29 protein-coding genes and 3 tRNA genes are annotated in these 25,731 nt (G+C 68.9%); 19 read left to right on the top strand and 13 right to left on the bottom strand.

Annotated features, from left to right (window positions below):
• Window positions 1–88: 88 nt before the first annotated feature.
• The 3 genes from AB0H50_RS01510 to AB0H50_RS01500 form a co-directional block, all read right to left on the bottom strand.
• A tRNA-Arg gene (locus AB0H50_RS01510) sits at window positions 89–162 on the bottom strand.
• Between the two features lie 25 nt (window positions 163–187).
• A tRNA-Leu gene (locus AB0H50_RS01505) sits at window positions 188–261 on the bottom strand.
• 106 nt (window positions 262–367) lie between these two features.
• Window positions 368–440: transfer RNA gene (locus AB0H50_RS01500), tRNA-Trp, on the bottom strand.
• A 478-nt stretch (window positions 441–918) separates the two neighbouring features.
• Between AB0H50_RS01500 and AB0H50_RS01495 the strand changes: the two genes are divergently transcribed.
• The gene (locus AB0H50_RS01495; protein WP_357444983.1) at window positions 919–1,908 is read left to right on the top strand and encodes a TerC family protein; all 990 of its coding nucleotides are present in this window, start codon (window positions 919–921) and stop codon (window positions 1,906–1,908) included.
• An 84-nt stretch (window positions 1,909–1,992) separates the two neighbouring features.
• Here AB0H50_RS01495 and AB0H50_RS01490 read toward each other — a convergent pair whose 3' ends face one another.
• Both AB0H50_RS01490 and AB0H50_RS01485 read right to left on the bottom strand, forming a co-directional pair.
• A complete protein-coding gene (locus tag AB0H50_RS01490) occupies window positions 1,993–2,277 on the bottom strand; it encodes a YciI family protein (protein WP_357444980.1) in 285 nt (94 codons plus the stop codon).
• A gap of 24 nt (window positions 2,278–2,301) precedes the next feature.
• Window positions 2,302–2,868 carry an amino-acid N-acetyltransferase gene (locus AB0H50_RS01485; RefSeq protein ID WP_357444977.1) on the bottom strand — a complete coding sequence of 189 codons (567 nt, stop codon included), beginning with the start codon at window positions 2,866–2,868 and terminating at the stop codon, window positions 2,302–2,304.
• A 263-nt stretch (window positions 2,869–3,131) separates the two neighbouring features.
• Between AB0H50_RS01485 and pgsA the strand changes: the two genes are divergently transcribed.
• The 6 genes from pgsA (at window position 3,132) to AB0H50_RS01455 (ending at window position 7,321) form a co-directional block, all read left to right on the top strand.
• Window positions 3,132–3,692 (top strand): CDP-diacylglycerol--glycerol-3-phosphate 3-phosphatidyltransferase, encoded by a 561-nt coding sequence (gene pgsA / locus AB0H50_RS01480; RefSeq protein WP_357447175.1) that lies wholly within the window; start codon window positions 3,132–3,134, stop codon window positions 3,690–3,692.
• Window positions 3,689–4,180, top strand: a complete 492-nt coding sequence (locus tag AB0H50_RS01475; RefSeq protein ID WP_357444974.1) for a CinA family protein — start codon at window positions 3,689–3,691, stop codon at window positions 4,178–4,180. The genes pgsA and AB0H50_RS01475 overlap by 4 nt, the downstream gene beginning before the upstream one ends.
• 140 nt (window positions 4,181–4,320) lie before the next feature.
• Window positions 4,321–4,779 (top strand): helix-turn-helix transcriptional regulator, encoded by a 459-nt coding sequence (locus AB0H50_RS01470; RefSeq protein ID WP_357444970.1) that lies wholly within the window; start codon window positions 4,321–4,323, stop codon window positions 4,777–4,779.
• A 199-nt stretch (window positions 4,780–4,978) separates the two neighbouring features.
• The gene (locus AB0H50_RS01465) at window positions 4,979–5,806 is read left to right on the top strand and encodes a PspA/IM30 family protein (RefSeq protein WP_357444967.1); all 828 of its coding nucleotides are present in this window, start codon (window positions 4,979–4,981) and stop codon (window positions 5,804–5,806) included.
• Window positions 5,807–6,090: 284 nt separating this feature from the next.
• Window positions 6,091–6,996 (top strand): hypothetical protein, encoded by a 906-nt coding sequence (locus tag AB0H50_RS01460; RefSeq protein WP_357444964.1) that lies wholly within the window; start codon window positions 6,091–6,093, stop codon window positions 6,994–6,996.
• Between the two features lie 151 nt (window positions 6,997–7,147).
• Complete coding sequence (locus tag AB0H50_RS01455) at window positions 7,148–7,321, top strand: hypothetical protein (RefSeq protein WP_357444961.1); 174 nt, start codon at window positions 7,148–7,150, stop codon at window positions 7,319–7,321.
• A gap of 65 nt (window positions 7,322–7,386) precedes the next feature.
• Here AB0H50_RS01455 and AB0H50_RS01450 read toward each other — a convergent pair whose 3' ends face one another.
• Window positions 7,387–7,974: a peptidylprolyl isomerase gene (locus AB0H50_RS01450; protein ID WP_357444958.1), complete on the bottom strand. Its 588-nt coding sequence runs from the start codon at window positions 7,972–7,974 to the stop codon at window positions 7,387–7,389.
• Window positions 7,975–8,092: 118 nt separating this feature from the next.
• Here AB0H50_RS01450 and AB0H50_RS01445 point away from each other — a divergent pair, with 118 nt between their 5' ends.
• Window positions 8,093–8,800, top strand: coding sequence for a PIG-L deacetylase family protein (locus tag AB0H50_RS01445; protein ID WP_357444955.1), 708 nt, complete (start codon window positions 8,093–8,095; stop codon window positions 8,798–8,800).
• Between the two features lie 58 nt (window positions 8,801–8,858).
• Here the strand turns inward: AB0H50_RS01445 and AB0H50_RS01440 are convergent, their stop codons facing one another.
• A complete protein-coding gene (locus tag AB0H50_RS01440; RefSeq protein ID WP_357444952.1) occupies window positions 8,859–9,413 on the bottom strand; it encodes an HD domain-containing protein in 555 nt (184 codons plus the stop codon).
• 183 nt (window positions 9,414–9,596) lie between these two features.
• Between AB0H50_RS01440 and AB0H50_RS01435 the strand changes: the two genes are divergently transcribed.
• From AB0H50_RS01435 to AB0H50_RS01425, 3 genes are all read left to right on the top strand, one after another.
• Complete coding sequence (locus AB0H50_RS01435; RefSeq protein WP_357444949.1) at window positions 9,597–10,760, top strand: glycosyl transferase; 1,164 nt, start codon at window positions 9,597–9,599, stop codon at window positions 10,758–10,760.
• 334 nt (window positions 10,761–11,094) lie between these two features.
• Window positions 11,095–11,286 carry a DUF3046 domain-containing protein gene (locus AB0H50_RS01430; protein ID WP_357444946.1) on the top strand — a complete coding sequence of 64 codons (192 nt, stop codon included), beginning with the start codon at window positions 11,095–11,097 and terminating at the stop codon, window positions 11,284–11,286.
• Complete coding sequence (locus AB0H50_RS01425; RefSeq protein WP_357444942.1) at window positions 11,283–12,521, top strand: phosphotransferase; 1,239 nt, start codon at window positions 11,283–11,285, stop codon at window positions 12,519–12,521. Before AB0H50_RS01430 ends, AB0H50_RS01425 begins: the two co-directional genes overlap by 4 nt.
• A gap of 28 nt (window positions 12,522–12,549) precedes the next feature.
• On the opposite strand, the gene AB0H50_RS01420 is transcribed toward AB0H50_RS01425, so the two are convergent.
• Window positions 12,550–13,065 carry a CGNR zinc finger domain-containing protein gene (locus AB0H50_RS01420; RefSeq protein WP_357444939.1) on the bottom strand — a complete coding sequence of 172 codons (516 nt, stop codon included), beginning with the start codon at window positions 13,063–13,065 and terminating at the stop codon, window positions 12,550–12,552.
• 155 nt (window positions 13,066–13,220) lie between these two features.
• Here AB0H50_RS01420 and AB0H50_RS01415 point away from each other — a divergent pair, with 155 nt between their 5' ends.
• The 5 genes from AB0H50_RS01415 to recX all read left to right on the top strand — a co-directional run bounded on the left by AB0H50_RS01415 (window position 13,221) and on the right by recX (window position 17,237).
• Entirely contained in the window at window positions 13,221–13,682 is a 462-nt protein-coding gene (locus AB0H50_RS01415) for a VOC family protein (protein ID WP_357447172.1), read from the top strand.
• Between the two features lie 18 nt (window positions 13,683–13,700).
• Window positions 13,701–14,585, top strand: coding sequence for a pyridoxamine 5'-phosphate oxidase family protein (locus AB0H50_RS01410; RefSeq protein ID WP_357444936.1), 885 nt, complete (start codon window positions 13,701–13,703; stop codon window positions 14,583–14,585).
• Between the two features lie 24 nt (window positions 14,586–14,609).
• Window positions 14,610–15,062, top strand: coding sequence for a nuclear transport factor 2 family protein (locus AB0H50_RS01405; RefSeq protein WP_357444933.1), 453 nt, complete (start codon window positions 14,610–14,612; stop codon window positions 15,060–15,062).
• Window positions 15,063–15,256: 194 nt separating this feature from the next.
• The gene (gene recA / locus AB0H50_RS01400; RefSeq protein WP_067782568.1) at window positions 15,257–16,300 is read left to right on the top strand and encodes a recombinase RecA; all 1,044 of its coding nucleotides are present in this window, start codon (window positions 15,257–15,259) and stop codon (window positions 16,298–16,300) included.
• A gap of 346 nt (window positions 16,301–16,646) precedes the next feature.
• Window positions 16,647–17,237: a recombination regulator RecX gene (recX, locus tag AB0H50_RS01395; protein WP_357444930.1), complete on the top strand. Its 591-nt coding sequence runs from the start codon at window positions 16,647–16,649 to the stop codon at window positions 17,235–17,237.
• Between the two features lie 54 nt (window positions 17,238–17,291).
• Here recX and AB0H50_RS01390 read toward each other — a convergent pair whose 3' ends face one another.
• Complete coding sequence (locus AB0H50_RS01390) at window positions 17,292–18,233, bottom strand: alpha/beta hydrolase (RefSeq protein WP_357444927.1); 942 nt, start codon at window positions 18,231–18,233, stop codon at window positions 17,292–17,294.
• 485 nt (window positions 18,234–18,718) lie between these two features.
• Here AB0H50_RS01390 and AB0H50_RS01385 point away from each other — a divergent pair, with 485 nt between their 5' ends.
• The gene (locus AB0H50_RS01385; protein ID WP_357444924.1) at window positions 18,719–19,579 is read left to right on the top strand and encodes a 3-hydroxyacyl-CoA dehydrogenase; all 861 of its coding nucleotides are present in this window, start codon (window positions 18,719–18,721) and stop codon (window positions 19,577–19,579) included.
• Window positions 19,580–19,700: 121 nt separating this feature from the next.
• On the opposite strand, the gene AB0H50_RS01380 is transcribed toward AB0H50_RS01385, so the two are convergent.
• The 4 genes from AB0H50_RS01380 to AB0H50_RS01365 all read right to left on the bottom strand — a co-directional run bounded on the left by AB0H50_RS01380 (window position 19,701) and on the right by AB0H50_RS01365 (window position 22,978).
• Window positions 19,701–20,600, bottom strand: coding sequence for an amino acid ABC transporter permease (locus tag AB0H50_RS01380; RefSeq protein ID WP_357444921.1), 900 nt, complete (start codon window positions 20,598–20,600; stop codon window positions 19,701–19,703).
• The gene (locus tag AB0H50_RS01375; protein WP_357444918.1) at window positions 20,597–21,268 is read right to left on the bottom strand and encodes an amino acid ABC transporter permease; all 672 of its coding nucleotides are present in this window, start codon (window positions 21,266–21,268) and stop codon (window positions 20,597–20,599) included. Before AB0H50_RS01375 ends, AB0H50_RS01380 begins: the two co-directional genes overlap by 4 nt.
• A 94-nt stretch (window positions 21,269–21,362) precedes the next feature.
• Window positions 21,363–22,196, bottom strand: coding sequence for a glutamate ABC transporter substrate-binding protein (locus tag AB0H50_RS01370; RefSeq protein WP_357444915.1), 834 nt, complete (start codon window positions 22,194–22,196; stop codon window positions 21,363–21,365).
• A 53-nt stretch (window positions 22,197–22,249) separates the two neighbouring features.
• Window positions 22,250–22,978, bottom strand: a complete 729-nt coding sequence (locus AB0H50_RS01365; RefSeq protein WP_357447170.1) for an amino acid ABC transporter ATP-binding protein — start codon at window positions 22,976–22,978, stop codon at window positions 22,250–22,252.
• 263 nt (window positions 22,979–23,241) lie between these two features.
• Here AB0H50_RS01365 and miaB point away from each other — a divergent pair, with 263 nt between their 5' ends.
• Both miaB and AB0H50_RS01355 read left to right on the top strand, forming a co-directional pair.
• Complete coding sequence (miaB, locus tag AB0H50_RS01360) at window positions 23,242–24,774, top strand: tRNA (N6-isopentenyl adenosine(37)-C2)-methylthiotransferase MiaB (protein WP_357444912.1); 1,533 nt, start codon at window positions 23,242–23,244, stop codon at window positions 24,772–24,774.
• A gap of 357 nt (window positions 24,775–25,131) precedes the next feature.
• Window positions 25,132–25,713: a hypothetical protein gene (locus tag AB0H50_RS01355; RefSeq protein ID WP_357447167.1), complete on the top strand. Its 582-nt coding sequence runs from the start codon at window positions 25,132–25,134 to the stop codon at window positions 25,711–25,713.
• Window positions 25,714–25,731: the final 18 nt, after the last annotated feature.

Raw genomic sequence — 25,731 nt, 5'->3', positions numbered from 1 at the left:
CCATGGCTGACACCGCCCTGACAGATGCCTGACACGTCCGCTGACACGATGTTCGACAGCGCTGCCGGGTTACACCACACCCCATCGGCGCGCTTGGGAGGACTCGAACCTCCAGCCTCCTGCTTCGTAGGCAGGCGCTCTCTCCCGTTGAGCTACAAACGCTCGTCCGCGGTTTCCCGCGAACTCGTTCCCTCGGCGAGATTCGAACTCGCAACTCCCGGCTCCTAATGCCGGTGCCTCTACCAGTTGGGCTACGAGGGAGTACGGCCCCGAGGCCGAAACTCTTGTGGCAGCAGGACCTTTGGGGCTCGCGAGCAGGTCGGTCGTCCGCTCGGGCGTGCTGCCGGGGCGATATGAAGTTGGACAGCGCGGAGGGAGGGAGTCGAACCCCCGACCTTCGGTTTTGGAGACCGGTGCTCTACCGGTTGAGCTACCCCCGCAGACGGAAAAGGGGCCATTCGCGGCGGGTTGCCGCGGAATGACCCCTGGAAAGGTTCTCGGGTCGAGAACTCAGGGGCCGCTCCGGACGCGCATCCAGCGGTCGTCGAGTAGGCGCAGGGCGGCGTTCGGGCGCGCGACACCGAGCGACCACTGTCGCTGCTGCCGGATTCGCGCTGTCATCGCCTGTGCCTCTCGGTTTTCGGGAGCGGTGCTTCGTCGCCTTCGACGCTAACACCCGAATCCGCCAGGGGAAACCGGTTTTTCGGATCCGGTTGGTATGTCCGATTTCGACGAGCACCGCAATGTGCTCGCAATCACCTCGATGCGACATATCGGGCGTCCGACGTGTGTTCTTGCGCCCGCCGGGCGTCCCCGCGGAGTGTGACAGGATGGTCGGCAACCAACCCGCTAGCCGACAAGAACGGACAAATCGGGCATTATGGCCGTCATGACTACCGCCTCCGATCGGGCCGCAGCATGCATGTGACCGCACTCGAATGGGGGATCACCATCGCTGTGATCCTCGGCCTGTTCGTCTTCGACTTCTTCGCCCACGTGCGCACCCCGCACGAACCGACCTTCCGTGAATCGGCCTTCTGGTCGGCGGTCTACATCAGCCTCGCCCTTGCCTTCGGCGGCTTCGTCGCCTGGCGGTGGGGCTCGACCTTCGGCGGCGAGTACTACGCCGGTTTCGTCACCGAGAAGGCGCTCTCGGTGGACAACCTGTTCGTCTTCCTGATCATCATGACCACCTTCGCCGTGCCACGGATCTACCAGCAGAAGGTGCTGCTCATCGGCATCGTGCTCGCGCTGGCCATGCGTGGTGCGTTCATCGCGGTCGGCGCTGCCGCGATCAGCGCGTTCAGCTGGGTCTTCTACCTGTTCGGCGCTTTCCTGATCTACACCGCAGTCAAGCTGCTGCGCGAGAGCGGCCACGAGGTGGAGGCCGAGGAGAAGCGCGACAGCCGCATCGTCGCGCTGGCGAAGCGAGTGCTGCCGACCACCGACGAGTACGACGGCGACAAGCTCGTCACCCGGGTCGACGGCCGCTGGGCGGTGACCCCGCTGCTGCTCGCGCTGCTCGCCATCGGCTTCGCGGACCTGCTGTTCGCGCTGGATTCCATCCCGGCGATCTACGGCCTCACCGAGGAGCCGTACCTGGTGTTCACCGCCAACGCGTTCGCGCTCATGGGCCTGCGCCAGCTGTACTTCCTGATCGGCGGATTGCTGGACCGGTTGGTGTACCTGTCCTACGGCCTCGCCGCGATCCTGGCGTTCATCGGCGTCAAGCTGGTGCTGCACGCGCTGCACGAGAACACACTGCCGTTCGTCAACGGCGGCGAGCACGTCAGCGTGCCGGAGATCTCGACCCCGGTCTCGCTGGGCGTCATCATCGGCGTGCTGGTTGTTGCCACCGTCGCCAGCCTGATCAAGACCCGAGGCACGGCTCCGCAAGACGCCCGGTAGGTGTATCGAGCCCCGCGGCTTGCCGGGATGTGTAACGAAGAGCCCCGCACCCACTCGACAGGGTGCGGGGCTCGCTTCGTCAGGTCAGGCGGAGAAAGTCCCCATGATGGGCTGCCACTCCACCACGCGCACCGCGTCGATGAGACCTTCCCTGGCGAAGGGGTCCTGCGCGAGCAGGTCCTTCAGCGCCGCCTCGTCGTCGGCGCGGAAGATCAGCAGCGCGCCCGATCCGTCCGGGTACGGTCCGCTGGACAGCAACGTGCCCGCGTCGACCAGCCCGGACAGCCAGCCGCGGTGCTCGGGCCGGTGGGTGTCGCGGCCGGGAACGGTGGCCTCGGAGTAGGTGTAGTGGACGGCGAAGATCGGCACGGCGTATCGCTTTCTTTCGGCGCTTCAGAGGGTCAGCAGCATGCGGGTGTTGCCGAGTGTGTTCGGCTTCACATAGCTCAGATCGAGGAACTCGGCGACGCCGGTGTCGTAGGACCGGCACATCTCGGCGTAGACCTCGGCGGTCACCGGGGTGCCGTCGATCTCCACGAAGCCGTGCCTGCCGAAGAACTCCACCTCGAAGGTCAGCACGAACAGCTTGCGCAGCTCCAGTTCCCTGGCCACCGCGATGAGCCGCTGCACGATGAGCTTGCCCACGCCGGTGCCCTTGGCATCGGGGTGCACCGCGACCGTGCGCACCTCGCCGAGATCGGCCCACAGCACATGCAGCGCGCCGCAGCCGACCACCCGGCCGCCGACCTCGGCGACCCAGAACTCCTGCACCGACTCGTACAGGGTGACCAGGTTCTTCTCCAGCAGAATGCGGCCGGCGTAGACGTCGACAAGGCGCTTGATCTCGGGAACGTCGGAGGTTCGGGCGCGTCGCACAATCGGCCCGGAGCCGGGCGCGGCGGAGGCCGCGCTGGGATGCGCGTCGCTGGTCGAACCACCTAGTGGTCCCCGAGAGGTCATGGGGTGCACAGTAGTCGGCGCGCTTACCGATAGTCTGAACATGTGCCGCACATCCTGTCGTTCCGCTCACCGCATCGCGCCGGGGTAGCGCAACCGGATGGAGACGTGGCCGTCTTCGGATCGCGCGCCCGCGAGGCGAGGGCATGAGCGTGCAGCCCGAAGAGATCGATAGTCGCTGGCCCGACGCGGCAGTGCTGCGCCAGGAAGCGGAGCGCTCGGGGGCGGGTTTCGCGGCCGCACCGGCCGACACCTCCGTGCCGCTGATGAACATCGCGAACGTGCTGACCATGGCGCGCATCGCCATCGTTCCGCTGTTCGTCGCCGCGCTGTTCGCGGGCGGCGGCCACGAGACCGGATGGCGGATCGCCGCCGCCGCGCTGTTCGCGCTGGCCGCCATCACCGACCGCTTCGACGGGCAGCTGGCGCGCAAATACGGACTGGTCACCGATTTCGGCAAACTGGCCGACCCGATCGCCGACAAGGCGCTGATCGGCGCTGCCCTGATCGGGCTTTCCATGCTCGGCGACCTGGCCTGGTGGATCACCCTGGTGATCTGCGGGCGCGAAGTCGGCGTCACGCTGCTGCGGCTGCTGGTGGTGCGGCGCGGGGTGATCCCCGCCGGTCGCGGCGGCAAGCTGAAGACACTGGTGCAGTCGCTGGCCATCGGGGTGCTGCTGTTGCCGCTGTCCGGCGGGTTCGAGGTCGCGGGCATGGCGCTGATGTATCTGGCGGTGGTGCTGACGGTCGTCACCGGCCTGGACTACGTCGGGCAGGCAGCGCGGGTGTGGTTCGCGGGCGGCTCCGGCCGGGCGCGCGGAGCATGACCGATCCGCTGACCGCGTCCGTACCCGCCGACGACCTGGTGCGCGCCCTGGTGGCGGCCCGCCAAACCGTCGCCACCGCCGAATCGCTCACTGCGGGGCTGGTCGCCGCGACCATCGCCGGAGTGCCGGGCGCGAGCGCGGTGCTGCGCGGCGGACTGGTCGTCTACGCCACCGACCTGAAGACGAGCCTTGCCGGGGTCAGCGCGGACCTGCTCGCCGCCGAAGGACCGGTGGCGGCGAGCACCGCCGAGCAGCTGGCCGTCGGCGCGCGCACCCGCTGCGCCGCCGACTGGGGGATCGGCCTGACCGGTGTCGCGGGCCCCGACAATCAGGACGGGCACGCGGTCGGCACCGTCTTCCTCGGGCTGTCCAGCCCGTGGCACACCGAAGTGATGCGGTTGCAACTGTCCGGCGACCGGTGGACCATCAGACTCACCGCGACCGAGAACGCGGTGCGGGAGCTGCTTCGGTGTGTTCAGGGCGACTGAGCGCGTCGCGCGAGTAATCGCTCGACGAGTTCGCCCGCCGGGAACCATTGGGCCGCCCCGGGACGTTGTGCCAGAAAGAACGGTGCGCGCCAGGCGACTGCGCGAAGCGGCGCCCGGTGTTCGGAGCGAAGGAGATCGAGATGACGCTGCTGCGAGAGGCGATCGGGGACAGTCTGCGGCGTGCACGTCTCGCCCAGCACCGGACCCTGCGTGAAGTGTCCACCTCGGCGCGCGTGAGCCTGGGGTATCTCTCGGAGGTCGAGCGGGGCCGCAAGGAGGCGTCGAGCGAGCTGCTCGCCGCGATATGCGCCGCACTCGACGTGCCGTTGTCACGGGTCTTATGGGATGTGAGCACGATCATGGCGGGCGTCGACGGTGTTCCGGCCGGCGATGCCGCGCAGGCCGCCGCGACACCCGCAGACGATGCCGCGCAGACGGCCGCCGCCGCGGAATCCACCGAGGTCGCCCCGGCGCAGGAGCCTGCCATGGCTCCGGCGTCCGCGAGCATGTCGGCTGCCCGGCCGCAGATCGCCGAGGACACCCGAATCGTCATTCCGGCGCCGAAGGCCGACATGCTGGTCCTGGTGAAGAGCAACTGACAACAGAACATCGGACGCCCAGCCGCGGGCAACGCTGCGGGCCGACGCCGAAAACGGATAGATTCTGTAGTAGGCGTCGGTTGGGCCGGGTCGCCCCGGTCCAGGTGCCGCATGGTGGAGGATAGGCACAAGCGGGTGCGCGAGGGTCGTGTACCCGGGCCGCGTCAAGCGGTACATCAGATGGAGGCGGGATCAATCGATGGCTAATCCGTTCGTCAAGGCCTGGAAATACATGATGGCCCTCTTCGATGCCAAGATCGAGGAGCACGCGGATCCGAAGGTGCAGATTCAGCAGGCTATCGAGGAAGCTCAGCGCCAGCACCAGGCCCTCTCGCAGCAGGCCGCGTCGGTCATCGGCAACCAGCGTCAGCTGGAGATGAAGCTGAACCGCCAGCTCGACGAGGTCGAGAAGCTCAACGCCAACGCGCGCCAGGCCGTGCTGCTCGCCGACCAGGCCACCGCCGCGGGCGACACCGAGAAGGCGATCCAGTACACCAACGCCGCCGAGGCGTTCGCCGCCCAGCTGGTCACCGCCGAGCAGTCCGTCGAGGACCTGAAGGTGCTGCACGACCAGTCGCTGCAGGCCGCCGCCCAGGCCAAGAAGGCGGTCGAGCAGAACGCGATGTTGTTGCAGCAGAAGGTCGCCGAGCGCACCAAGCTGCTCAGCCAGCTGGAGCAGGCCAAGATGCAGGAGCAGGTCTCCGCGTCGCTGCAGCAGATGGACTCGACGCTGTCTGCGCCCGGCACCACCCCGAGCCTGGACGCGGTGCGCGAGAAGATCGAGCGCCGCTACGCCAACGCGCTCGGCGCCGCCGAACTCGCGCAGAACTCGGTGCAGGGCCGCATGCTCGAGGTGCAGCAGGCCAGCATCCAGATGGCGGGCCACAGCAAGCTAGAGCAGATCCGCGCCTCCATGCGCGGCGAAGCGCTGCCCGCGGGCGGCGGCCAGTCCGCCATCAATCCCGCGCAGACGCAGGCGAATCCGGCGCAGCCGCAGATGAACAAGGGCCAGGCCGCCCAGCAGTAGCGGCTCGATGCAGGCAAGGGCCGGTGCGGTGAAGGACGGGGGCACGCGCGAGACCGTGCAGCGCCGAGGGGCGTCCTCGTCACGCCCTGCGGACGCGGCGCGCGCACACCTCGTCGACCCGCCCGGGTCCCGACTGCGAACCGGATCGAACGGTGTGAGGAAAGCGGCTTCGCGCATGCCGGAGCCGAGCGTCAGCGAGGTGCGGGCATGAGCGAACGAAGTGAGCGAATCGTGTGCCAGTGCGCGAGGCGCATGCCGGAACCGAGCGTCAGCGAGGCGGAGGCATGAGCCGCAAGCGAATTCCCCCGAAAACCGGTGTCCCGGCGGTGCCCGCGCAGTCCCCGTTCGGCACGCCGCAGGGCGCCCTCTCCAACACGCTGCGCGACATGAGCCCGGACACGCTGCGCGACATGGGCGAACACGCGCTCGTCGCGGTGCGCCGCTGGGCCGACCCGCGCGAGCGGGAACTCCGTAAGCGCCGCCGTGCTCGGCGGCGCAGCTATCAGCTCGGTACCGTCTCCGGGCTGACAACCGTGGGCGCCGTCGGTCTTGTTGTGGTCTCCGCGCCTGCCTGGGCGGTGGTCGTGCTCGGCGGCGGCGCGGTCGCGTTCGTTACCGGGACCGCGCTGAGCGCGCGGCGCTATCTGCGGCTGCGCCGATCCCCGTTGCCGCAGGCCGCCTTCCTGCCGCGCAAACAGCCGCCGCTGCGCTCGGCCGCCCGCGCCCCGATCGCCCGGCTGATGCAGGCCGAACGGGCGATGCACGGGCTCGCCGTGCAGATCGCCGCCTCGCACCGGCTGCCCGACGAGGAACTCACCGAAATGGTCGAGACGGCCGCCTCCGGAGCCGCCGCGCTGCACGCCCTCGCCGCCGACATCGTGCAGCTGGAGCGCGCCGCCGACGTGGTCGGCCGGACCAACCCCGAGGCCACCGCCTCCCTCACCGGCAACGTGCGGTTCGCGCTGACCAGGCTGGAATCCGGTATCGCAGAATACGAGCTGGTCGTCGCGGCCGCGAGCCGTGTTCTCGCGGTGCCCGAAACCACCGTCGTGGCACATCAATTCGACGGCATCGTCGCGGAATTGCGGCACGCGGCGGATCGCCTCGACGGCTGGGCGCAGGCGCTGACCGAGGTCGCCGACCGCCCCGCCACCGCGGTCTCCCCGCCGCCGCACGGTCTGCCTCGATAGCCCCCTGGGTGCACCCCGAACCGATCGGGGTGAACCCTGATTTGCACCCGGATATCGCTGATGACCTGGTGATTTCTCGTCCCGGGGCTGCCAGCATGGAGGTATCGGATCGCCGGACGGCGGTTCGGGTGAGACCTCCGGGAGGCTGGAAATGCTGTGGAAGATCATCGGTGTCGTCGCGGTCGTCTGGATCGCGCTCGCCGTCATCGGTGCGCTGATCAAGGGGCTGTTCCCGATTCTGGTGATCAGCGCGGTGGTGTTCGGCCTGTACCTGCTGTACAAGGCAGTATCGGGATCGGACAACTCGACGATCAGCAAGCTGTAGCACGAAAAGCGAACGGGCCGTGCGTCATCCGGAAGGACGACGCACGGCCCGCTGTCGTGCTGCGGTCAGAGCTGCCCGCTGTTGTCGATCACGACCTTGCGGCCGGGCGTGCCGGAGGGCGAGCCCACCTGCTCGATCGCGTGCACCACGTCCATGCCCTCGACGACGGAGCCGAACACCACGTGCTTGCCGTCCAGCCAGGGGGTGTCCGCCATGGTGATGAAGAACTGCGAGCCGTTGGTGCCCGGCCCGCGGTTGGCCATGCTGACCGTGCCGGGGACGGCGTGCGTCAGCTGGAAGTTCTCGTCGCGGAACGTCGGGCCGTAGATGCTCTGGCCGCCGGTGCCGTCACCGTTGGTGAAGTCGCCGCCCTGAGCCATGAAGCCGGGGATCACGCGGTGGAAAGCCGAACCCTTGTAGCCGAAGCCCTGCTCGCCGGTCGCCAGCGCCCGGAAGTTCTCCGCGGTCTCGGGCACCACGTCCGAGCGCAGCTCGATGACGACGCGGCCGGTGGGGATGCCCGCCACGGACACGTCGAAGAACACCCTGGGTAGCGGTTCGGCTTTGGCGGGTGCCGCAGTGAGCGGGCTGGGGCTGATGAGTGCGATGAGCGCAAGACCGAGGACGGCGGCGGCGCGTGTGAGCTTCGTCATGGCCACACTGTCTACCGCAATGTCGATCGAGCTGGCTACCCTGACCCGGTTCCTGGCCGTTTTCGGGCGCGGTCGCGCGTTTGCGCCGGTGCGGATCTCGGGTGTTTCAATGGGTGCCATGGAGCAGGTTCCCGAGGACTGGCAGCGCGGCCTGGTGATCGTCGCGCACCCCGACGACATCGAATACGGCGCCGCGGCGGCCGTCGCGCGATGGACGGGGCAGGGCAAGGACATTCGTTACGTGCTCGTCACCAGCGGCGAAGCGGGCATCGCCGGCATGCCGCCCACCGAGGCCGGACCGCTGCGTCAGGCCGAGGAGATCGCTTCGGCGAAGGTGGTGGGCGTCGAGCAGGTGGAGTTCCTCGGTTACCCGGACGGGCGGGTGCAGGAGAGCCTCGAGCTGCGCCGCGACATTGCCGCCGCGATCCGCAGGCATCGCCCGGAGATGCTGGTGCTGTTCAACTTCGGCGACACCTGGGCGCCCGGCTACGCCAACAGTGCCGACCACCGCGCCGTCGGCCGGGCCGGACTGGACGCGGTCTCCGACGCGGGCAATGAATGGATCTTCCCGGAACTGGCCGATCTGCCGCCCTGGTCGCCGCGCTGGGCCGCGGTCGCGGGGCCGGTCGCGACGCACGCCGTCGACGTCACCGCCACCGTCGAGCAGGCCGCAGCCTCCCTGGCCGAACACCGCCGCTACCTGGAGGTGCTCAGCCCCGAGCCGCTCGCCGACCAGGTGAAAGCCATCGTCGACATGGCCACCGGCCCCAAGGAAGGCTTTCCCGCCGAGCGCGCGGTGGGATTCGAGCTGTACTACTTCGGCTGAGCGAATTCGACTGTCGCCGTTGGGTGATGCGCGGGATAGCAGGTGCGAGGCGGTTCCCTCAGCGTCGGTCTGCCTGCGTCGCGACGCGCTCGAGCACGGCCCGCCATGAGTCGAGGGGCCCGACGATCAGGCCCACGACCTTTCCCGCGTCGTCGGCGCGGCGCAGGGCGAGAGCCGCGTCGAACTCCGGATCGGCGCGGAACTCGGCGATCTCGTCCGCCGTCATCGGGCCGCCTTGCGCCGCGAGTGTGCGCAGGCTGGCGGGTGAGAGCGCTGCGGTGTGCGCCGAATCCGTCGCCGCGAGATAGCGTTTCGCGACCACGTGCAGTTCCACCAGGCGTGCGACCCGATCTCCCAGCAGGGGTCGCACCGCCGCGGCGCCGTGCTTGCCGTGGCCCGCGTCGTCGCCGGGGACCAGGGCGTGGCCGATGTCGTGCACCAGGCCCGCGACCTGAAGTTCCTCGTCGTGCGGATGGGCGCTGCGGAGAAGTTCCGCGCATTGCAGGTCGTGGTCGAGGATGGCGACGGGGTCGCCGCTGCGGTCCGCAGTGTCCCAGGCGTCGGCGCACCCGGCCAGCAGGGTCATCAGGTCGTCCACGCTGGTGACAGGCACCGCAGCGCTCCCTTCGTGCGTCCGGTCCCGCCCCCGGACCGTCGAAATGGTCTGGACCAGAATGTCTTCCGGATCGGTCTCGCGGATTGCGCGCCGATGGCGGCGCGGTGAACACCGAGGCCCCGCCCGCCAACTCGGGGCGGGCGCCGTCGGTTCGGAAGGCCGGTGTGGCAGGCTGGGCAGATGCGTGTTGCCGTCGTTGCCGGTCCCGATCCGGGACATGCCTTTCCGGCGTTGGCGCTGTGCGAGCGGTTCCTGGCCGCGGGCGACGAGCCGGTGCTGTTCACCGGGCCCCGCTGGTTCGACTCGGCGAAGGACGCCGGCATCCCGGTGCGCAGACTCAAGGGTCTGGCGCCGCGCGCCGTCGACGACGACGGCGACGCGGGCCAGCGCATCCACCAGCGCGCCGCGCACATCTCGACCGAGATCCTGCCCGACCTGAGCGCGATGCTGCCGGAGCTGGTGGTCTCCGACGTGCTCACCGCGGGCGGCGGCATGGCCGCCGAGCGGCTTGGCGTGCCGTGGGTCGAGCTTTCGCCGCATCCGCTCTACCTGCCGTCGAAGGGTTTGCCGCCGATCGGCAGCGGACTCGCGGTGGGAGAAGGCCTGCGCGGCGAACTGCGCGACCGGATGCTGCGCGCGATGACGGCGCGGGCGATCCGCAACGGCCTGCGGCAGCGAGAGAAGGCCCGCGCGAGCGTGGGGCTGCCCGCCGCCGATCCCGGCCCGGCCGCTCGGCTGCTGGCCACCCTGCCCGCACTGGAGGTCCCGCGACCCGACTGGCCGGACAACGCGCACCTGGTCGGCCCGCTGCTGTGGGAGCCCACCGACGACATCCTCGCGCCGCCGCCGGGCGACGATCCGCTGGTCATGGTCGCGCCGTCCACCGCGCACACGGGCGTCACCGGCATGGTCGAGACCGTGCTCGAGGCGCTCGACGGCGCCGGTGTCCGCGTCGCCGTCTCCATGATCGACACCCCGCCGACCGGGCTCCCGCCCTGGGCCACCGCGGGACTCGGCCGCCAGGACGAGCTGCTCGGCCACGCGGCCGTCGTGGTCGGCGGCGGCGGGCACGGATTGCTCGCCAAGTCGCTGCTCGCCGGTGTCCCCGTCGTCACCGTGCCGGGTGGCGGCGACCAGTGGGAACTGGCCAATCGCGCGGCCCGCCAAGGCAGCTCGATCGCGGTGCGTCCGCTGAGCGTCGCATCCGTGCGCGACGCGGTGCTCGCCGTGCTCGACCACCCGCGCTACACCGCCGCCGCCGTGGAAGCGTCCATGGGCATCGCGGAGGTCGCCGACTCGGTGGAGCTGTGCCATCAAGTCCGCGAAGGCGTGCACGCCCCGTAGGCGTACCTCCGCCTTCGCTCCGGCCATGCGCGGTCTTCGGTCGGACTTCGTCCGGCTGCGCCTGTTGTGCGTACTCCGCCTTCGCTCCGGCCGTGCGTGGTCTTGGGTCGGACTTCGTCCGGCTGCGCCTGTTGTGCGTACTCCGCCTTCGCTCCGGCCGTGCGTGGTCTTGGGTCGGACTTCGTCCGGCTGTGTCTGTTGTGCGTACTCCGCCTTCGCTCCGGCCGTGCGTGGTCTTGGGTCGGACTTCGTCCGGCTGTGTCTGTTGTGCGTACTCCGCCTTCGCTACGCCCACCGGATCCGTACCGGCGGGGACCGGAGTATCTTGAACACGGTGCGGTTGACTGAGTTCCAGGAGCTGTTGCATACCGAATTCGGAGTGGCGCGCGGTGACGCGCTGCTCACCGACCACGTGATCCCCTCCCTCGGCCGGACCGGCGCCGCCGCCATCGAGGCCGGGGTCGATCCACGGGATGTGTGGCGCGCGCTGTGCGCCGACTTCGACGTGCCGAAGGTGCGGTGGTGACCGCCCCCGATCCGGTGGCCGCGCGCAGGCCGTACCGATTCGACGAGCGACTGCACATGGTCCCCGTCGACCCGGAGGCGTTGGCTGCCCGCGTGGCGCAGGCGCATCCGGACGATTTCGCGAGCTTCCGGCAGACCGGTCTCGAACTGATGCTGCTCGGCCGCCACGACGAGGCGCTCGATCACCTGGATCGGGCGCTCGAGCTGGCTCGCGCGCCACGTCAGCACCTCTCGGTCTGGATCAACCTGGCCGACGTGTACCGGTATCGCGGCGACGCGCCGACCGCCGAAATCCTCTATCGCCGAGCCGTCGAGGCCGCCCGTGGCACCGACGCCGAGGCCCTGTCATTTGCCGCCCAGCACCTGGGCAAGACATTGGCCGAACAGGGTCGCCTCGACGAGGCCCGCGAGCTGCTGACCGAGGCGCTGCGACTGCGGGTCGCCGACGGCGACATCGAGCTGATCGAATCCACCAGCACCGCGCTGGACGGTCTCGCGGAGTTGCCGATCCCGCTGCCGCCCGCCGTGGTGGCGGTGGTCGGCGCGAACCCGCGGTTCTCGGACGAGCACGAGGGGCTCAGCGGGGGCGTCGCCCTGGTGAACGGCGCCTACTGGGTCAAACGAGGCCCGCGTGCGACCGCCGAACACGAGCGCCTGAACTGGTTGCGCGCCAGGGGAATCCGGGTGCCGGAGGTGGCCGCCTTCGCCGAGGACGTCCTCGTGCTCGGCGACGCGGGCGCGCCGAGTCTGGCCGCGCGCGAGAACGCCGCCGCGACATCGCCATCGATCGGCACGGTCATGGGTGAGTTGCTGCGGCGGCTGCACGCGCTGCCCGTCGCGGAATGCCCGTTCGACGGCAGGCTCGACACCGTGCTGGCGCAGGCCCGCAGGCACGTGCTCGAGGGGCTGGTCGATCCGGACGATTTCGACGACGACCACGCGCACCTCGGCCCCGAACAGGTCCTGGATCGGTTGCTCGCCGAACGACCGGAGACCGAGGACCTGGTAGTGGCGCACGGCGATTTCACGCCGCCGAACGTGCTGGTGAACGGCATCCTGCTGGATGTCGGCGACCTCGGCGTCGCGGATCGCTACCGCGACCTGGCCCTCGCCGAGCGCGATCTGCGCGAGGATTTCGGCGACGGCGAGGTGCGCGCCTTCTTCGCCGCCTACGGGCTCGACGCGCCGGATCGGCGGCGGCTGGACTACTACCGGCTGCTCGACGAACTCTTCTGAGCCGGGCCTTTCGGCGTCCTCGGCCCGCTCAGGTCTTCTTGCCGTAGTGCCTGGCTGCCTTGGTGCGGTTGCCGCAGGTGGCCATGGAGTGCCAGCGGCGGGTGCCGTTCTTGGACGTGTCGTAGAAGAACAGCACGCACTGTGGGTGCGCGCACTGGCGAATCCGGTCCGGCGCCTTGGCGATCAGTCGCAGCAGGTTCTCCGCCGCCAGCCAGCCGGGCAGCCAGGCCGGATCGGCGACGTCGGGCACGTCGTCCGGGCCGTCGTCGGTGAGGCGGCGTTTGATCCTGCCGTGCTCGAGCACATCGTTGAGCGCCCTGTGCGCGCGATGCTGGACGGTGTCGTAGATCGCGCTGCGCGCGGTCAGCACCGCGGCCAGCGTCCGCTCGTCGGCCGGCGCTCGATCGGCCAGGTTCGCCGCGGTCAGCCAGACGCGTAGGCCGGCCACGTCGGTGAGCAGGTCCTGCGGTCCGTTCTGGATCCACCGCGTGTTCAGCAGGTCGAGCGCCAGTGGTTCACCGACGTGGGGGCGTGGATCGAGCATGCCTGAGGGTAACGAGCCGTCTCGTGGAGTCAGAAGAACCACCGCCGTTCTAACCGATGAACACAAGATTAGTGGTTGACGCATGGGATTGCGCCGGATATGTTCTAACCGTTCAAACAATGAACAAAGGTTGGCAATTCCAGGAGGAACGCATCATGACCACGGTGACCACACCTCGGCTCGCGACCGGGCACATCGGGCTGAACGTCTCGGATCTGGACCGCTCGGTGGACTTCTACCGGCGCGCGCTCGGTTTCGAGCAACTCGCCGCGGGGGGTGCGACGGAGCGCCGGTGGGCGTTCCTCGGCGCGGACGGCAAGCTGGTGATCACCCTGTGGGAGCAGTCGGACGGCGTGTTCTCTACCGAAACGCCGGGGCTGCACCATCTTTCGTTCCAGGTCGAGGACATCGAGCAGGTGCGCGCGGTGGAATCCGTGCTGCGCGAGTTGTCCGTGCGTTTCGTGCACGACGGCGTGGTCGCGCACGGCGAAGGAGTGGCCTCCGGCGGCATCTTCTTCACCGATCCCGACGGCATCCGGCTCGAGGTCTACGCGCCGAACGGGGCGGAATCCGCGCCCGCGCCCAGCGGCACGGCCCCCACGTGCGGATTCTTCTGAGCCCGCCGAGGCTTCGAGATGGCGCTCTACCACTCCGGCGAACTCGCCGTGCAGCGGCGCATGGGGCAGGCGGACATCGCGGCGAAGGTCGGCCGCATGGTTCGCCGCGACATTCCCCCGGTCGCCGCGGATTTCCTCGCCGCGCAGCCGATGGTGGTGCTCGCTGCCGCCGACGTCGCGGGGCGGTTGTGGGCGAGCCCGCTGATCGGGCGGCCCGGGTTCGTGCGCGCCGTCGACACCGAGACGATCGCCGTCCGCGCGCGGCCTGACGCGGGCGATCCGCTGGCCGAGGCGCTGACCCGCCCGGCGCGGGTCGGCATGATCGCGCTGGAGCCGGGGCGGCGCAGGCGCATGCGGATCAACGGGACCGTGCGCCCGCACGACGACGGGCTGCGGATCGTCACCGACCAGGTGTACTCGAATTGCCCTAAATACATTTCGCGCCGGTGGGTGACGGCCAACGACCCCGATGGCGCGGGGGGCGACGTGCGGCGAGGCGTCGCACTCGACGCAAGGCAGCGGGAGGTCGTCGCGTCCGCCGACACCTTCTTCGTGGCCAGCGCCGATGGCGCGGGGCACGCCGACGCCTCGCATCGCGGCGGAAATCCCGGCGTGCTGCGAATCCTCTCGCCGAACCGGCTGCGCTGGCCCGACTATCGCGGCAACTCGATGTTCATGACGCTCGGCAATCTCGCGGTGCGGCCGCGTTGCGGACTGCTGATCCCGGACTGGGCGACCGGTGGCGGGCTCCAGCTCACCGGCACGGCCGAACTCAACTGGGATGCGGGCACCTACGCCGCCGGTGCGCAGTGCTCGATCGATTTCACCATCACCGAGGTGGTGTGGCGGGCCGTTGGCCCGCTGCGCTGGAGCCCGCCGGAACTGTCACCCCTCAATCCCTGATCCCTGTATCGAAAGGACGCATCCATGCGACCTCCACTGCCGCCGTTCGACCGTGCCTCCGCCGAGGCCAAAGTGCGTGCCGCCGAGCATGCTTGGAACACCCGCGACCCCGAACGCGTCGCGGCCGCCTACACCGAGGATTCCGTGTGGCGCAACCGCGACGAGTTCTTCACCGGGCGCGCGGCCATCGTCGACTTCCTGACCAGGAAGTGGGCCAAGGAGAACGGGTACGCGCTGCGCAAGGACCTGTGGGCGTTCGACGGCAACCGCATCGCCGTGCGCTTCCAGTACGAATGGCACGACGAATCCGGCCGGTGGTGGCGCAGCTACGGCAACGAACAGTGGGAGTTCGCGCCGGACGGGCGGATGTCGCGGCGTGAGGCCAGCATCAACGACGTCCCCATCGCCGAATCGGAACGCCGCATCTTCGGTCCGCGCGGCTCGGAGGAGGACGACGCCGTGCTGCCGCAGCGCTAGTAGCGGGCGCTGCTCGCCCGGGAATAGCGCGGAAATTGCTGGTCGCGGAAGAAGCGGCGCGTGTCGCGGGGCGCGTCGCTTGACTCGAACACTTGTTCGTCTAGTCTTGTCGTCAGAACTTGTCGGTGCCGCCCTCTAATGTGGGCGCCAACCACAGATCGAGAGACTTACCCGTCGAAAAGGGGACCAACGACATGGCACCACAGGCGTACGACCGCGACAAGGCGCTCGAGCTCGCCCTCGCCCAGGTGGAGAAGAGCTTCGGCAAGGGCGCGGTGATGCGGCTCGGTGAGGAGGCGCGCCAGCCCATCTCGGTGATTCCGACCGGGTCCATCGCGCTGGACGTCGCCCTCGGCATCGGCGGTCTGCCGCGGGGCCGCGTCGTCGAGATCTACGGCCCGGAGTCCTCGGGTAAGACCACCGTCGCGCTGCACGCGGTAGCCAACGCGCAGGCGGCGGGCGGCGTCGCGGCGTTTATCGACGCCGAGCACGCCCTCGACCCGGACTACGCCCGCAAGCTCGGCGTCGACACCGACGCGCTGCTCGTCTCCCAGCCCGACACCGGTGAACAGGCGCTGGAGATCGCCGACATGCTGGTGCGCTCGGGCGCCATCGACATCATCGTCATCGACTCCGTCGCCGCGCTGGTGCCGCGCGCCGAGATCGAGGGCGAGATGGGCGACAGCCACGTCGGTCTGCAGGCTCGCCTGATGAGCCAGGCGCTGCGCAAGATGACCAGCGCGCTGAACAACTCCGGCACCACCGCCATCTTCATCAACCAGCTGCGCGAGAAGATCGGCGTCATGTTCGGTTCGCCCGAGACCACCACCGGTGGTAAGGCGCTGAAGTTCTACGCCTCGGTGCGCCTGGACGTGCGCCGCATCGAGACCCTCAAGGACGGCAGCGACGCGGTCGGCAACCGCACCCGCGTCAAGGTCGTCAAGAACAAGGTCTCGCCGCCGTTCAAGCAGGCCGAGTTCGACATCCTGTACGGGCACGGCATCTCCAAGGAAGGCTCGCTCATCGACATGGGTGTCGAGCAGGGCTTCATCCGCAAGTCCGGCTCCTGGTACACCTACGAGGGCGACCAGCTGGGCCAGGGCAAGGAGAACGCCCGCAAGTTCCTGCTGGAGAACACCGACGTGCGCGACGAGATCGAGAAGAAGATCAAGGAGAAGCTCGGTATCGGCGCCGACGTGACCGCGGATGCCGCGGGCGAGGTGCCCGCCGATTTCTGAGTCCATCTCCGGTCGGCCGCCGCGCCGTGATCGAGCCGCCGCCGAGCGGCCCGATCCGGTGCACGACATGCGGCGCCGACTGCACGAACTCCTGTCCGCCGACGGGCGATCCGTGGAAAGCCACGGATCCCGCCCCGGCGCACGGGAGCCGGGACCGGTCCGGTCGGCCGATGGTGGTTCGGCCGACGCGGACATCCTGGGAGCCCGGTCGAGCACGCCCGATCCGCAGCGGGCGGGCTCGACCGGGTCCTCCCACTCGTCCCGGCGCGCGCGGCGGAACAGTTCACGCCGCAACGACTCCCGGACGGTCGAGACCGGTCGGAACACCGGCCGACGGGTGGATCCGGTGGCGGCCGGATCCGCAGGGGATGCGCGGGAGGCGGAGGCGGGCGCTGGCCGGTCGACGTCGGAACGCACCCCCGAAGGCGGGACGGTCGAGCAGGCGAAGGAGGCGTGTCTTCGTCTGCTCGCCGTCCGCGCCCGCAGCCGCGCCGAACTGGCGCAGCGAATGGCCGCCAAGGGTTTCACCGCCGAGATCACCGAGCGCGCCCTCGACCGCCTCGCCGAGGTCGGCCTCGTCGACGACGCCGCCTTCGCCGAGCAATGGGTCCACTCCCGGCACACCTTCTCCGGCAAGGGCAGACAGGCGCTCGCCCAGGAGCTGCGCCGCAAGGGCGTCGCGCTCGCCGACGCCGCGCCCGCTCTGGAGGCGATCAGCTCCGACGACGAGCAGTCCCGCGCCACCGAATTGGTGCGCCGCAAGCTCCGCACATTGCCTCGGGATCTGGACCGCGACAAGGCCATGCGCCGCCTCGTCGGCATGCTCGCCCGCCGCGGCTACAGCCAGTCCACGGCCTTCACCGTGGTGAAAGCCGAACTCGCCGAGGCCGACTGGAGTGCGGAGCAAACCGACGAGGCGGGCGATCCGCCGGACTGAGGGTTCCGGTAGAAATCGGAGGCGCTCGGGTTCGCCCGCGAGCACCACGAGAGATCAGCTCAGGAACGCGGTGATCCGCGGGATCACCGCGGCGGGGCAGTCTTCATGGACGGTGTGGCCGCAGCCGGGCACGATGACCGCGTCGGCGTCGGGGATGCGGTCGGCCAATCGGGTCGCCTGCGAGGGCGGCAGCCATTCGTCGTCTCCGCCCCACAGCACCAGAGTGGGTGCGCTCACCTGGTCGAGACCCGCGTCGGTGAGGCGGTAGTCGAGATTGCGCCACAGCGCCAGGAATCCGGCGCGGTTGGCGGGGCGAGCAAACGGCGAGTAGAACTCGTCGATCAGTTCGTCGGTGACCAGATCCTTGTGCACGAACGTGCCGCGAATGCTGTCGGTGTAGAACGACCGGGTCGTGAGATCGTTGAGCAGCTCACCGACCACCGGCGTCTGGAAAAGCGGTGTGATCGGCGCCTTTTCCGCGTCCAGCCCAGGGGAATCCAGCAGCACGAGCCGCTCGACCCGTTCCGGATGCTGCTCGGCGAAGTACAGGCTCCACGCCCCACCCCACGAGTGCCCGACCAGCGCGGTACGGTCCAGGCCCACGGCGTCGAGGAAGACCGCAATGGCCTCCGCCATAGCAGGCAGATCGAAAGCGAAACCGGCGCTGCGCAATTCGGTGTAACCCTGACTGGGCAGGTCGACCGCGTAGACGGTGTGCTGCTGAGCCAGCGCGGGGGCCACATCGCGCCAGGAGTAGCCCCACAGACCACCGCCGGCGATCAGCACCACCGGCGATCCGCTCCCGGACACGGTGTAGTGGAAGCGGGCGAGATCGGTCTCGACGTAACGGGATTCGACGCGGGTGAGATAGCGGGAGGGCAGGTCCGAGTTCGGCGGCTCACCGGCGTACGCGACCGGCAAGGCGATCGCGAACACGGTGGCCACGACGGCGGTGAGCCCGAGGGCCAGGCGGCGGAACCAGACTCTGAATCGCATGACTTTCTCCATGGCTGAGTGGGTGTCTTCGATCAAGAGACAAGACAGCACCAGCCGACGTGACGGGGTGTGGCCCATTTCACCGCCGTACCGGCAGCCGATCGAGGAAGTCGGTCGGTGCTCGCGGGGGTGTGGTCGGTGCTCGCCCATTCGATTGCTACCGGGATCCCGACCGATCCTGCATCCGCGTCCGCGCGTGCGCGTGTGGCAGGCGGGCGAGGCCATCACGGTCCCGTCGCTGAACCTCCGCGGCCCGCCCCGAAGGTTTGCCGAATCGTAACTCGTGTGCGGTCGATATGTCCGATGCCGGTCGGTCGTTCGTCCGCGCACCGGCGCACGCCGGACCATGATGGGGGTAGGGAGTCCACGGAGAGTGGGGTCGTACCGCGCGGGGACCGCGCGCCGTGGCTCCGGCGCAGATGAGGGATTTCGTCTCGCTGCCGTGCACGGCGGACCGTGCCCCGTGACGAGGGAGGAGAACGAGTATGGCCATCGACATCCGTAACGTGACAGTCCTGGGGACCGGGGTGCTCGGTTCGCAGATCGCCTACCAGACCGCGTTCCGCGGCTTCGACGTCACCGCCTACGACATCAACGAACCCGCGCTCGAGGCCGCGCGGGAGCGGTTCGCCAAACTCGCCGCGATCTATGTCGCCGAGGTGCCTGGCGCCGCGGGAGGCAAGGCGGAGCTGACCGCGTCGGGCATCGCGCTCACCATCGACCTCGCCGAAGCGGTGAAGGACGCCGACCTGGTGATCGAGGCGGTGCCCGAGGTGCTGACCCTCAAACAGGAGATCTACCGACACCTCGGCGAGGTTTCCCCTGAGCGGACCATCTTCGCGACGAACTCCTCGACCCTGCTACCGAGCGACATCAAGGACTCCACCGGCCGGCCGGACAAGTTCCTCGCGCTGCACTTCGCGAACCAGGTGTGGAAGTTCAACACCGCCGAGATCATGGGCACGGCGGACACCGACCCCGCGGTGTTCCGTGCCCTCGTCGACTTCGCCGAGGCGATCGGCATGGTCCCGATCGAAGTGCACAAGGAGAAGGCGGGTTACGTGCTCAACTCGCTGCTCGTGCCGTTCCTGAACTCGGCCATGGCGCTCGGCGCGGGCGGCTACGCCGACCCGGAGGCCGTTGACAAGACGTGGCGGATCGCCACCGGCGCGCCGATGGGCCCGTTCCAGATCCTCGACGTCATCGGCCTCACGACCCCCTACAACATCCTCGTGCACGGCGACGAGGACGCTCAGCGCCTGGCGGCCTGGCTCAAGGACAACTACATCGACAAGGGCAAACTCGGCATCGCGACCGGCGAGGGTTTCTACCGGTACTCCGCGTAGCACCGATCCCGCAGACGCAGCCCCCGGGCGCGACGGGAGAGAAACGGTAGCCCACCGAGATCGGCGCGCTCCCGTTTCTCTCCCGAACTTCCTTGTCCGCTAACGCCTTACGCGCGCAGGTCTACGGCGTCTTCACCACGTCGACGCCGGGGGCGGCATCCGTGATGATCGAATCCGCGGCGAGGACGGTCCCGCCCTTGGCGCGCTTGCGCGACCGCAGCCTGCGCTCCAGCCTGGTCGCCACCATCGTCAGCGTGCTGTTCAGCGCGATCATGATGATCGCCACGACGATCAGCGCAGGCAGCGGGTTCTGCTCCGCCGCACCCAGCTGCTGGCCCGAGCGGACGATCTCGACGTAGGTGATCTGGTAACCCAGCGCCGTATCCTTCAGCGCGACAACCATTTGCGAGACCAGCGCCGGCAGCATCGCGGTGATGGCCTGCGGCAGCAGGATCAGTCGCATCAGCTGGTTCTTGCGCATCCCGAGCGCGAACGCGGCCTCCGTCTGGCCCTTCGGCAGCGAACGAATGCCCGCGCGCACGATCTCGGCGATCACCGAGCCGTTGTAGATCGTCAGCGCCGTCACCACCGCGGCCAGCGCGAGGTCGTCGGACTTGAACAGGTTGTATTCGCTGTAGAGGGCGAACAGGAAGATCATCAGGATCAGCACGGGGATGGCCCTGGCGAATTCGACGATCGCGCCCGCGACGAGCCGCACCGGACGATGGTCGGACAGGCGCAGGATGCCGAAGATCATGCCGATCACCATCGCGAAGACGATGGAGAGGAGCGCCGCGACGATGGTGCCCCGCAGACCCGGCAAGAGGTAGGTCGACCAGATGTCGCTGTCGAGGAACGGCTCCCACTTCGCCGCCTCGAGCTGACCCTTTTCAGCGAACGCGCGGAAGAGCAGGATCCCGGCCGCCACCACGAGGGCGACCACCACCAACGAATAGACAATGTTGCGCAGCCGAGCCTTTGGCCCCGGCGCGTCGAAAAGTACGGAAGCGCCGGCACTCATCGGGCGACCTCGTATCGCTTGGCGAGCCAGCCGAACAGCAGGCCCGTGGGCAGGGTGATGATGACGAACCCGAGCGCGAAGATCGCGCCGATGGCGAGCAGCGCGGCCTCGGTCTCGATCATCTCCGCCATCAGGTTGGCGGCCTCGGCGACACCGATCGCCGCGGCGATGGTGGAGTTCTTGGTCAACGCGATGAGCACGCTGCCCAGCGGCGCGATCACGGACCGGAAGGCTTGCGGAAGAACCACGAGCCGCAGATTCTGGGTGAAGCCGAAGCCGAGGGAGCGACCCGCCTCGGACTGGCCGAGCGGCACCGTGTTGATGCCCGCGCGCAGCGACTCACAGACGAACGAGGCGGTATAGACGCTCAAGCCGACGATGGCCCAGCGGTAGTTGTTGTCGGTGATCGAATCGCCCGCGATCGTCCAGCCCAGCGTCGAGTACAGACCCAGCGAGCAGAAGATGATGATCAGCGTGAGCGGGGTGTTGCGAAAGATCGTGACGTAGGCGGTGCCCACCCAGCGGGCCACCGGCACGGGGGACACCCGCATCGCGGCGACGATTGTGCCGAGTATCAGCGCCCCGACCGCGGAGAACGCGGTCAATTTGATCGTGACCCAGAAGGCTTCCAGGATCTTGGCGTCGTATTCCGAGATCAGATCGAACACGGCCGGCGCGTCCCTCCCATCGGTGTGGCATGGTTCATCGGTGAGCCGAGCGGGTGGCCCGGAGGATCGCCCCGGACCACCCGCGTGACGAATCTCAGTAGCGGTTCACCTGCGGAGCGGGCGAGGGGGTGAAGCCGGAGCCGCCGACGTTCTGCTCGAGCGCCTTGGCCCACGAGCCGTCGGCGATCATCGCCTCGATCGCGTCGTTGATCTTGTCGCGGGTCTCCTGATCACCCTTCTTCAGACCGATGCCGTAGTTCTCGGTGGTGAAGGCCTTGCCGACCACTTTCAGCTGGCCGGGCGACTGCGCGGCGAAACCGGCGAGGATGATGTCGTCGGTGGTCACCGCGTCGACCGAGCCGTTGCGCAGCGCCTCGACGCACAGCGAGTAGGTGTCGAACTCCTGCAGCTGAACGTCCTTGGCGTACTTCTCCTTGACGTTCTGCGCGGGGGTGGAGCCCTTCACCGAGCAGAGCTTCTTGTTGCCGGTGAGGGATTCGACGCCGGTGATCTCGGTGTTGTCCGCCTTCACCAGCAGTGACTGGCCCGCCACGTAGTACGGGCCCGCGAAATCCACTTTGTCCTTGCGCTTGTCGGTGATCGAGTAGGTGCCGACGACGAAGTCGACCTGACCGTTCTCGATCAGCGTCTCGCGCTGCGGCGTCGGCGCTTCCTTGAAGGTGATGGAATCCGGCTGCACGCCGAGCTTTCCGGCGACGTACTTGGCGACCTCGACGTCGAAGCCGGTGTAGGAGCCGTCCTTGGTGCGCAGACCCAGACCCGGCTGGTCGAACTTGATGCCGATGGTGAGTTTGCCTTCCTTGGCGTGGTCGAGGGCGCTGCCCTCGTCACCGCCGCCGCAGGCGGTGGCGGCCAAAGCCAGGGCGAGCGCCCCGACTCCGAGTCGAAGTGCACGATTGATCCTCATCGAGTTCCTAACTTTTTGTGTGACTGTCGATGCCGTCGTCTGTACCGGGTGGGTCAGTGACTGAGAATCTTGCCCAGGAAGTCTTTGGCGCGCTCGGATTTCGGTGCGGTGAAGAAGGTTTCCGGCTCGGTGTCCTCGACCACCTGACCGTCGGCCATGAAAAGCACTCGATTGCCCGCGCGGCGCGCGAAGCCCATCTCATGGGTGACCACCAGCATCGTCATGCCGTCCTTGGCCAGCGAGACCATCACCTCGAGCACCTCGTTGACCATCTCCGGGTCCAGCGCCGACGTCGGCTCGTCGAACAGCATCACCTTCGGGTTCATCGCCAGCGCGCGGGCGATGGCCACGCGCTGCTGCTGTCCGCCGGACAGCTGAGCCGGGTACTTGTCGGCCTGGTTGGCGATGCCGACCCGCTCGAGCAGTTCCATGGCGCGGGTTCGCGCCGCGTCCTTCTTGATCTTGCGCACCTTGGTCGGCGCGAGCATCACGTTCTCGATGATGGTCTTGTGCGCGAACAGGTTGAACGATTGGAACACCATGCCGACGTCGGCGCGCAGCGCGGCAAGCGCCTTGCCCTCGGCAGGTAGCGGCACGCCGTCGACGGCGATGTCGCCGGAGTCGATCGGCTCGAGCCTGTTGATGGTGCGGCACAGGGTCGATTTCCCGGAACCCGAGGGGCCGAGGACGATGACGACCTGTCCCTTGGGGACCTCGAGATTGATATCGCGCAACACGTGCAGGTCACCGAAGTGTTTGTCCACATTGCGCATCGAGATCATCGGCGGCGCGCTGGTGGCGGGGCCCTTGTCCAAGCTCGTGGCGTCCCCGGTCGTGTCGGGCGCGGCGGCGGCGTCGGTCATGGTCCTTGACCTTAAGGGGAAAAACCGAATTTGCCCCGGTTTCGGCGACACACCGATCCGCCACGCCGAAACGTCACAGTTCTGTAACGTCTCGGCCGCTTCCGGCTCGGGGCCTCGGCGAGCCCCCGAGCCTGCGGCGATGCGCTCGAAACCCGCTCGACGGGCCCCCGTACCCTGGATGGGTGGATTCGATCGGACAGATTGTGGCGGGAGTGCGCAGTTACGAGGTCCGCACCTTCGGGTGCCAGATGAACGTGCACGATTCCGAACGCTTGTCCGGCCTGCTGGAGGACGCGGGCTACGTGAAGGCCGCGCCGGGGGCGACGGCGGACCTCGTGGTCTTCAACACGTGCGCGGTGCGCGAGAACGCCGACAACAAGCTCTACGGCACGCTCGGCCACCTGGCCCCGATCAAGGCGGACAGGCCGGGCATGCAGATCGCCGTCGGCGGCTGCCTGGCGCAGAAGGACCGCGACACCGTCGTGCGCAAGGCGCCGTGGGTGGACGTGGTGTTCGGCACGCACAACCTCGGCTCGCTGCCGGTGCTGCTGGAGCGGGCGCGGCACAACGAAGAGGCGCAAGTCGAGATCCTCGAATCGCTGGAGGCTTTCCCGTCGACGCTGCCCGCCAAGCGCGAGTCCGCCTACGCGGGCTGGGTGTCGATCTCGGTGGGCTGCAACAACACCTGCACGTTCTGCATCGTGCCGTCGCTGCGCGGCAAGGAGGTGGACCGCCGTCCCGGCGACGTGCTCGCCGAGGTGCAGGCGCTGGTCGATCAGGGCGTGCTCGAGGTGACGCTGCTCGGCCAGAACGTGAACTCCTACGGCGTCAACTTCGTCGACCCGGCCGAGCCGCGCGACCGCAGCGCGTTCGCGAAGCTGCTGCGCGCCTGCGGCGGCATCGACGGTCTCGAGCGCGTCCGGTTCACCTCGCCGCACCCGGCCGAGTTCACCGACGACGTCATCGAGGCGATGGCCGAGACGCCGAACATCTGCCCGCAGCTGCACATGCCGTTGCAGTCCGGGTCGGACCGGGTGCTCAAGGCCATGCGGCGCTCCTATCGCAAGGCGCGCTACCTGGGCATCATCGAGAAGGTTCGCGCGGCCATGCCGCACGCCGCCATCACCACCGACATCATCGTCGGCTTCCCCGGCGAGACCGAGGAGGACTTCCAGGAGACGCTGGACGTGGTGCGCCAGGCCCGCTTCACCAGCGCGTTCACCTTCCAGTACTCGAAGCGGCCAGGCACGCCCGCCGCCGACATGCCCGACCAGCTGCCCAAGCAGGTGGTCCAGGAACGCTACGACCGGCTGATCGCGCTGCAGGAGGAGGTCTCGCTGGAGGCCAACCGCGCGCTGCTCGGCACCGAGGTGGAGCTGCTCGTCGCGGAGGGCGCGGGCAAGAAGAACGCCGCGACCGCGCGAATGAGCGGGCGGGCCCGCGACGGCAGGCTGGTGCACTTCCGGCCCGGCGGCACCGCCGAGACCGTGCGTCCCGGCGACGTGATCACTGTCGACATCACCGAAGCCGCGCCGCACCACTTGATCGCGGACGCCCCGATCAAGACCCACCGCAGGACACGGGCGGGCGACGCGCACGAGCGCGGCGTCACGCCGAAGACCGCGCCCATCGGCGTCGGTCTCGGGCTGCCCACGATTGGCGCGCCAGCCCAGGAGCCGATCGCCTCCGGTTGCGCGACGGGCTGCGACGTATGAGCGAGCGAATCATGTGTGAGTGCGCCTCGCGCATGCCGGTGCCGAGCGTCAGCGAGGCGCAGGCATGAGCGAGCGTAGCGAGCGAATCATGTGCCAGTGCGCCTCGCGCATGCCGGAGCCGAGCGCCAGCGAGGCGCAGGCATGAGCGAGCGCCCCGCCGCGGGAGACGACGAGACCCCACGCCGGGGCCACGACGATTCCGCGCGGGGTGCGGCCGACGCCGCCGCGAACGCGCGCGAACCCGAATCCGGTACTACCGCGCGTAGTGGGTCGGATGACGTGGCGGCCGACGGTGCTGGCACAGTGGACTCGGACAAGTCCCACGCCGATCATCCAGTCGAAGGAGACGACAGCGCCGTGAGCTCGGTCGAGAGCAGCAAGGATTTCGAGCAGTTCCGTGACGAGCTCGACGCTGTCGAGCGACGCCTGGCCGGCGAGATCGATCCCGGCATCCGCGCCATGGTGGTGGCCGGCGCGGTGTTCGTGCTGCTGTTCTCGCTGGTGCTGTCGCACGCGGGCAGCGCGCGCGGCTTCGACGTACTGCTCGCCACCGACACCACCCGCATCGAGCACATCGGGCTGCCCTCGCGCATCTTCGTCTGGTTCGTCGTGGTGTTCGGCATCGGCTTCTCGTTGCTGGCCTTGATGACCCGGCGCTGGGTGCTGGCCTGGATCGCGGTCGCGGGTTCGGCCATCGCCAGCGTGTTCGGCGTCTTCTCCATCTGGCACCGCCAGACCCCCGGCCTCGGCAACTACATCGGGGCGGGCCCCGGCATCGGCCTGATCATCGGCACGCTGGCCGTCATGGTGCTGACCTTCCACTGGATCCGCGTGGTGTGGAGCCGGACCACCATGCACCTGGCCGCCGAGGAACAGCGCCGCAACGCCGCGGCCGCCGCCGAGGAGCGCGACCGCCGCAGGCTGCTCGGCGACTCCTGAGCACCCCCGCCCGCAGCG

The sequence above is a fragment of the Nocardia sp. NPDC050793 genome (assembly GCF_040654065.1).
Classification (GTDB): domain Bacteria; phylum Actinomycetota; class Actinomycetes; order Mycobacteriales; family Mycobacteriaceae; genus Nocardia.
Note: the sequence above shows the minus strand (reverse complement) of the source record. Positions and strands in the feature narration are given on the sequence as shown.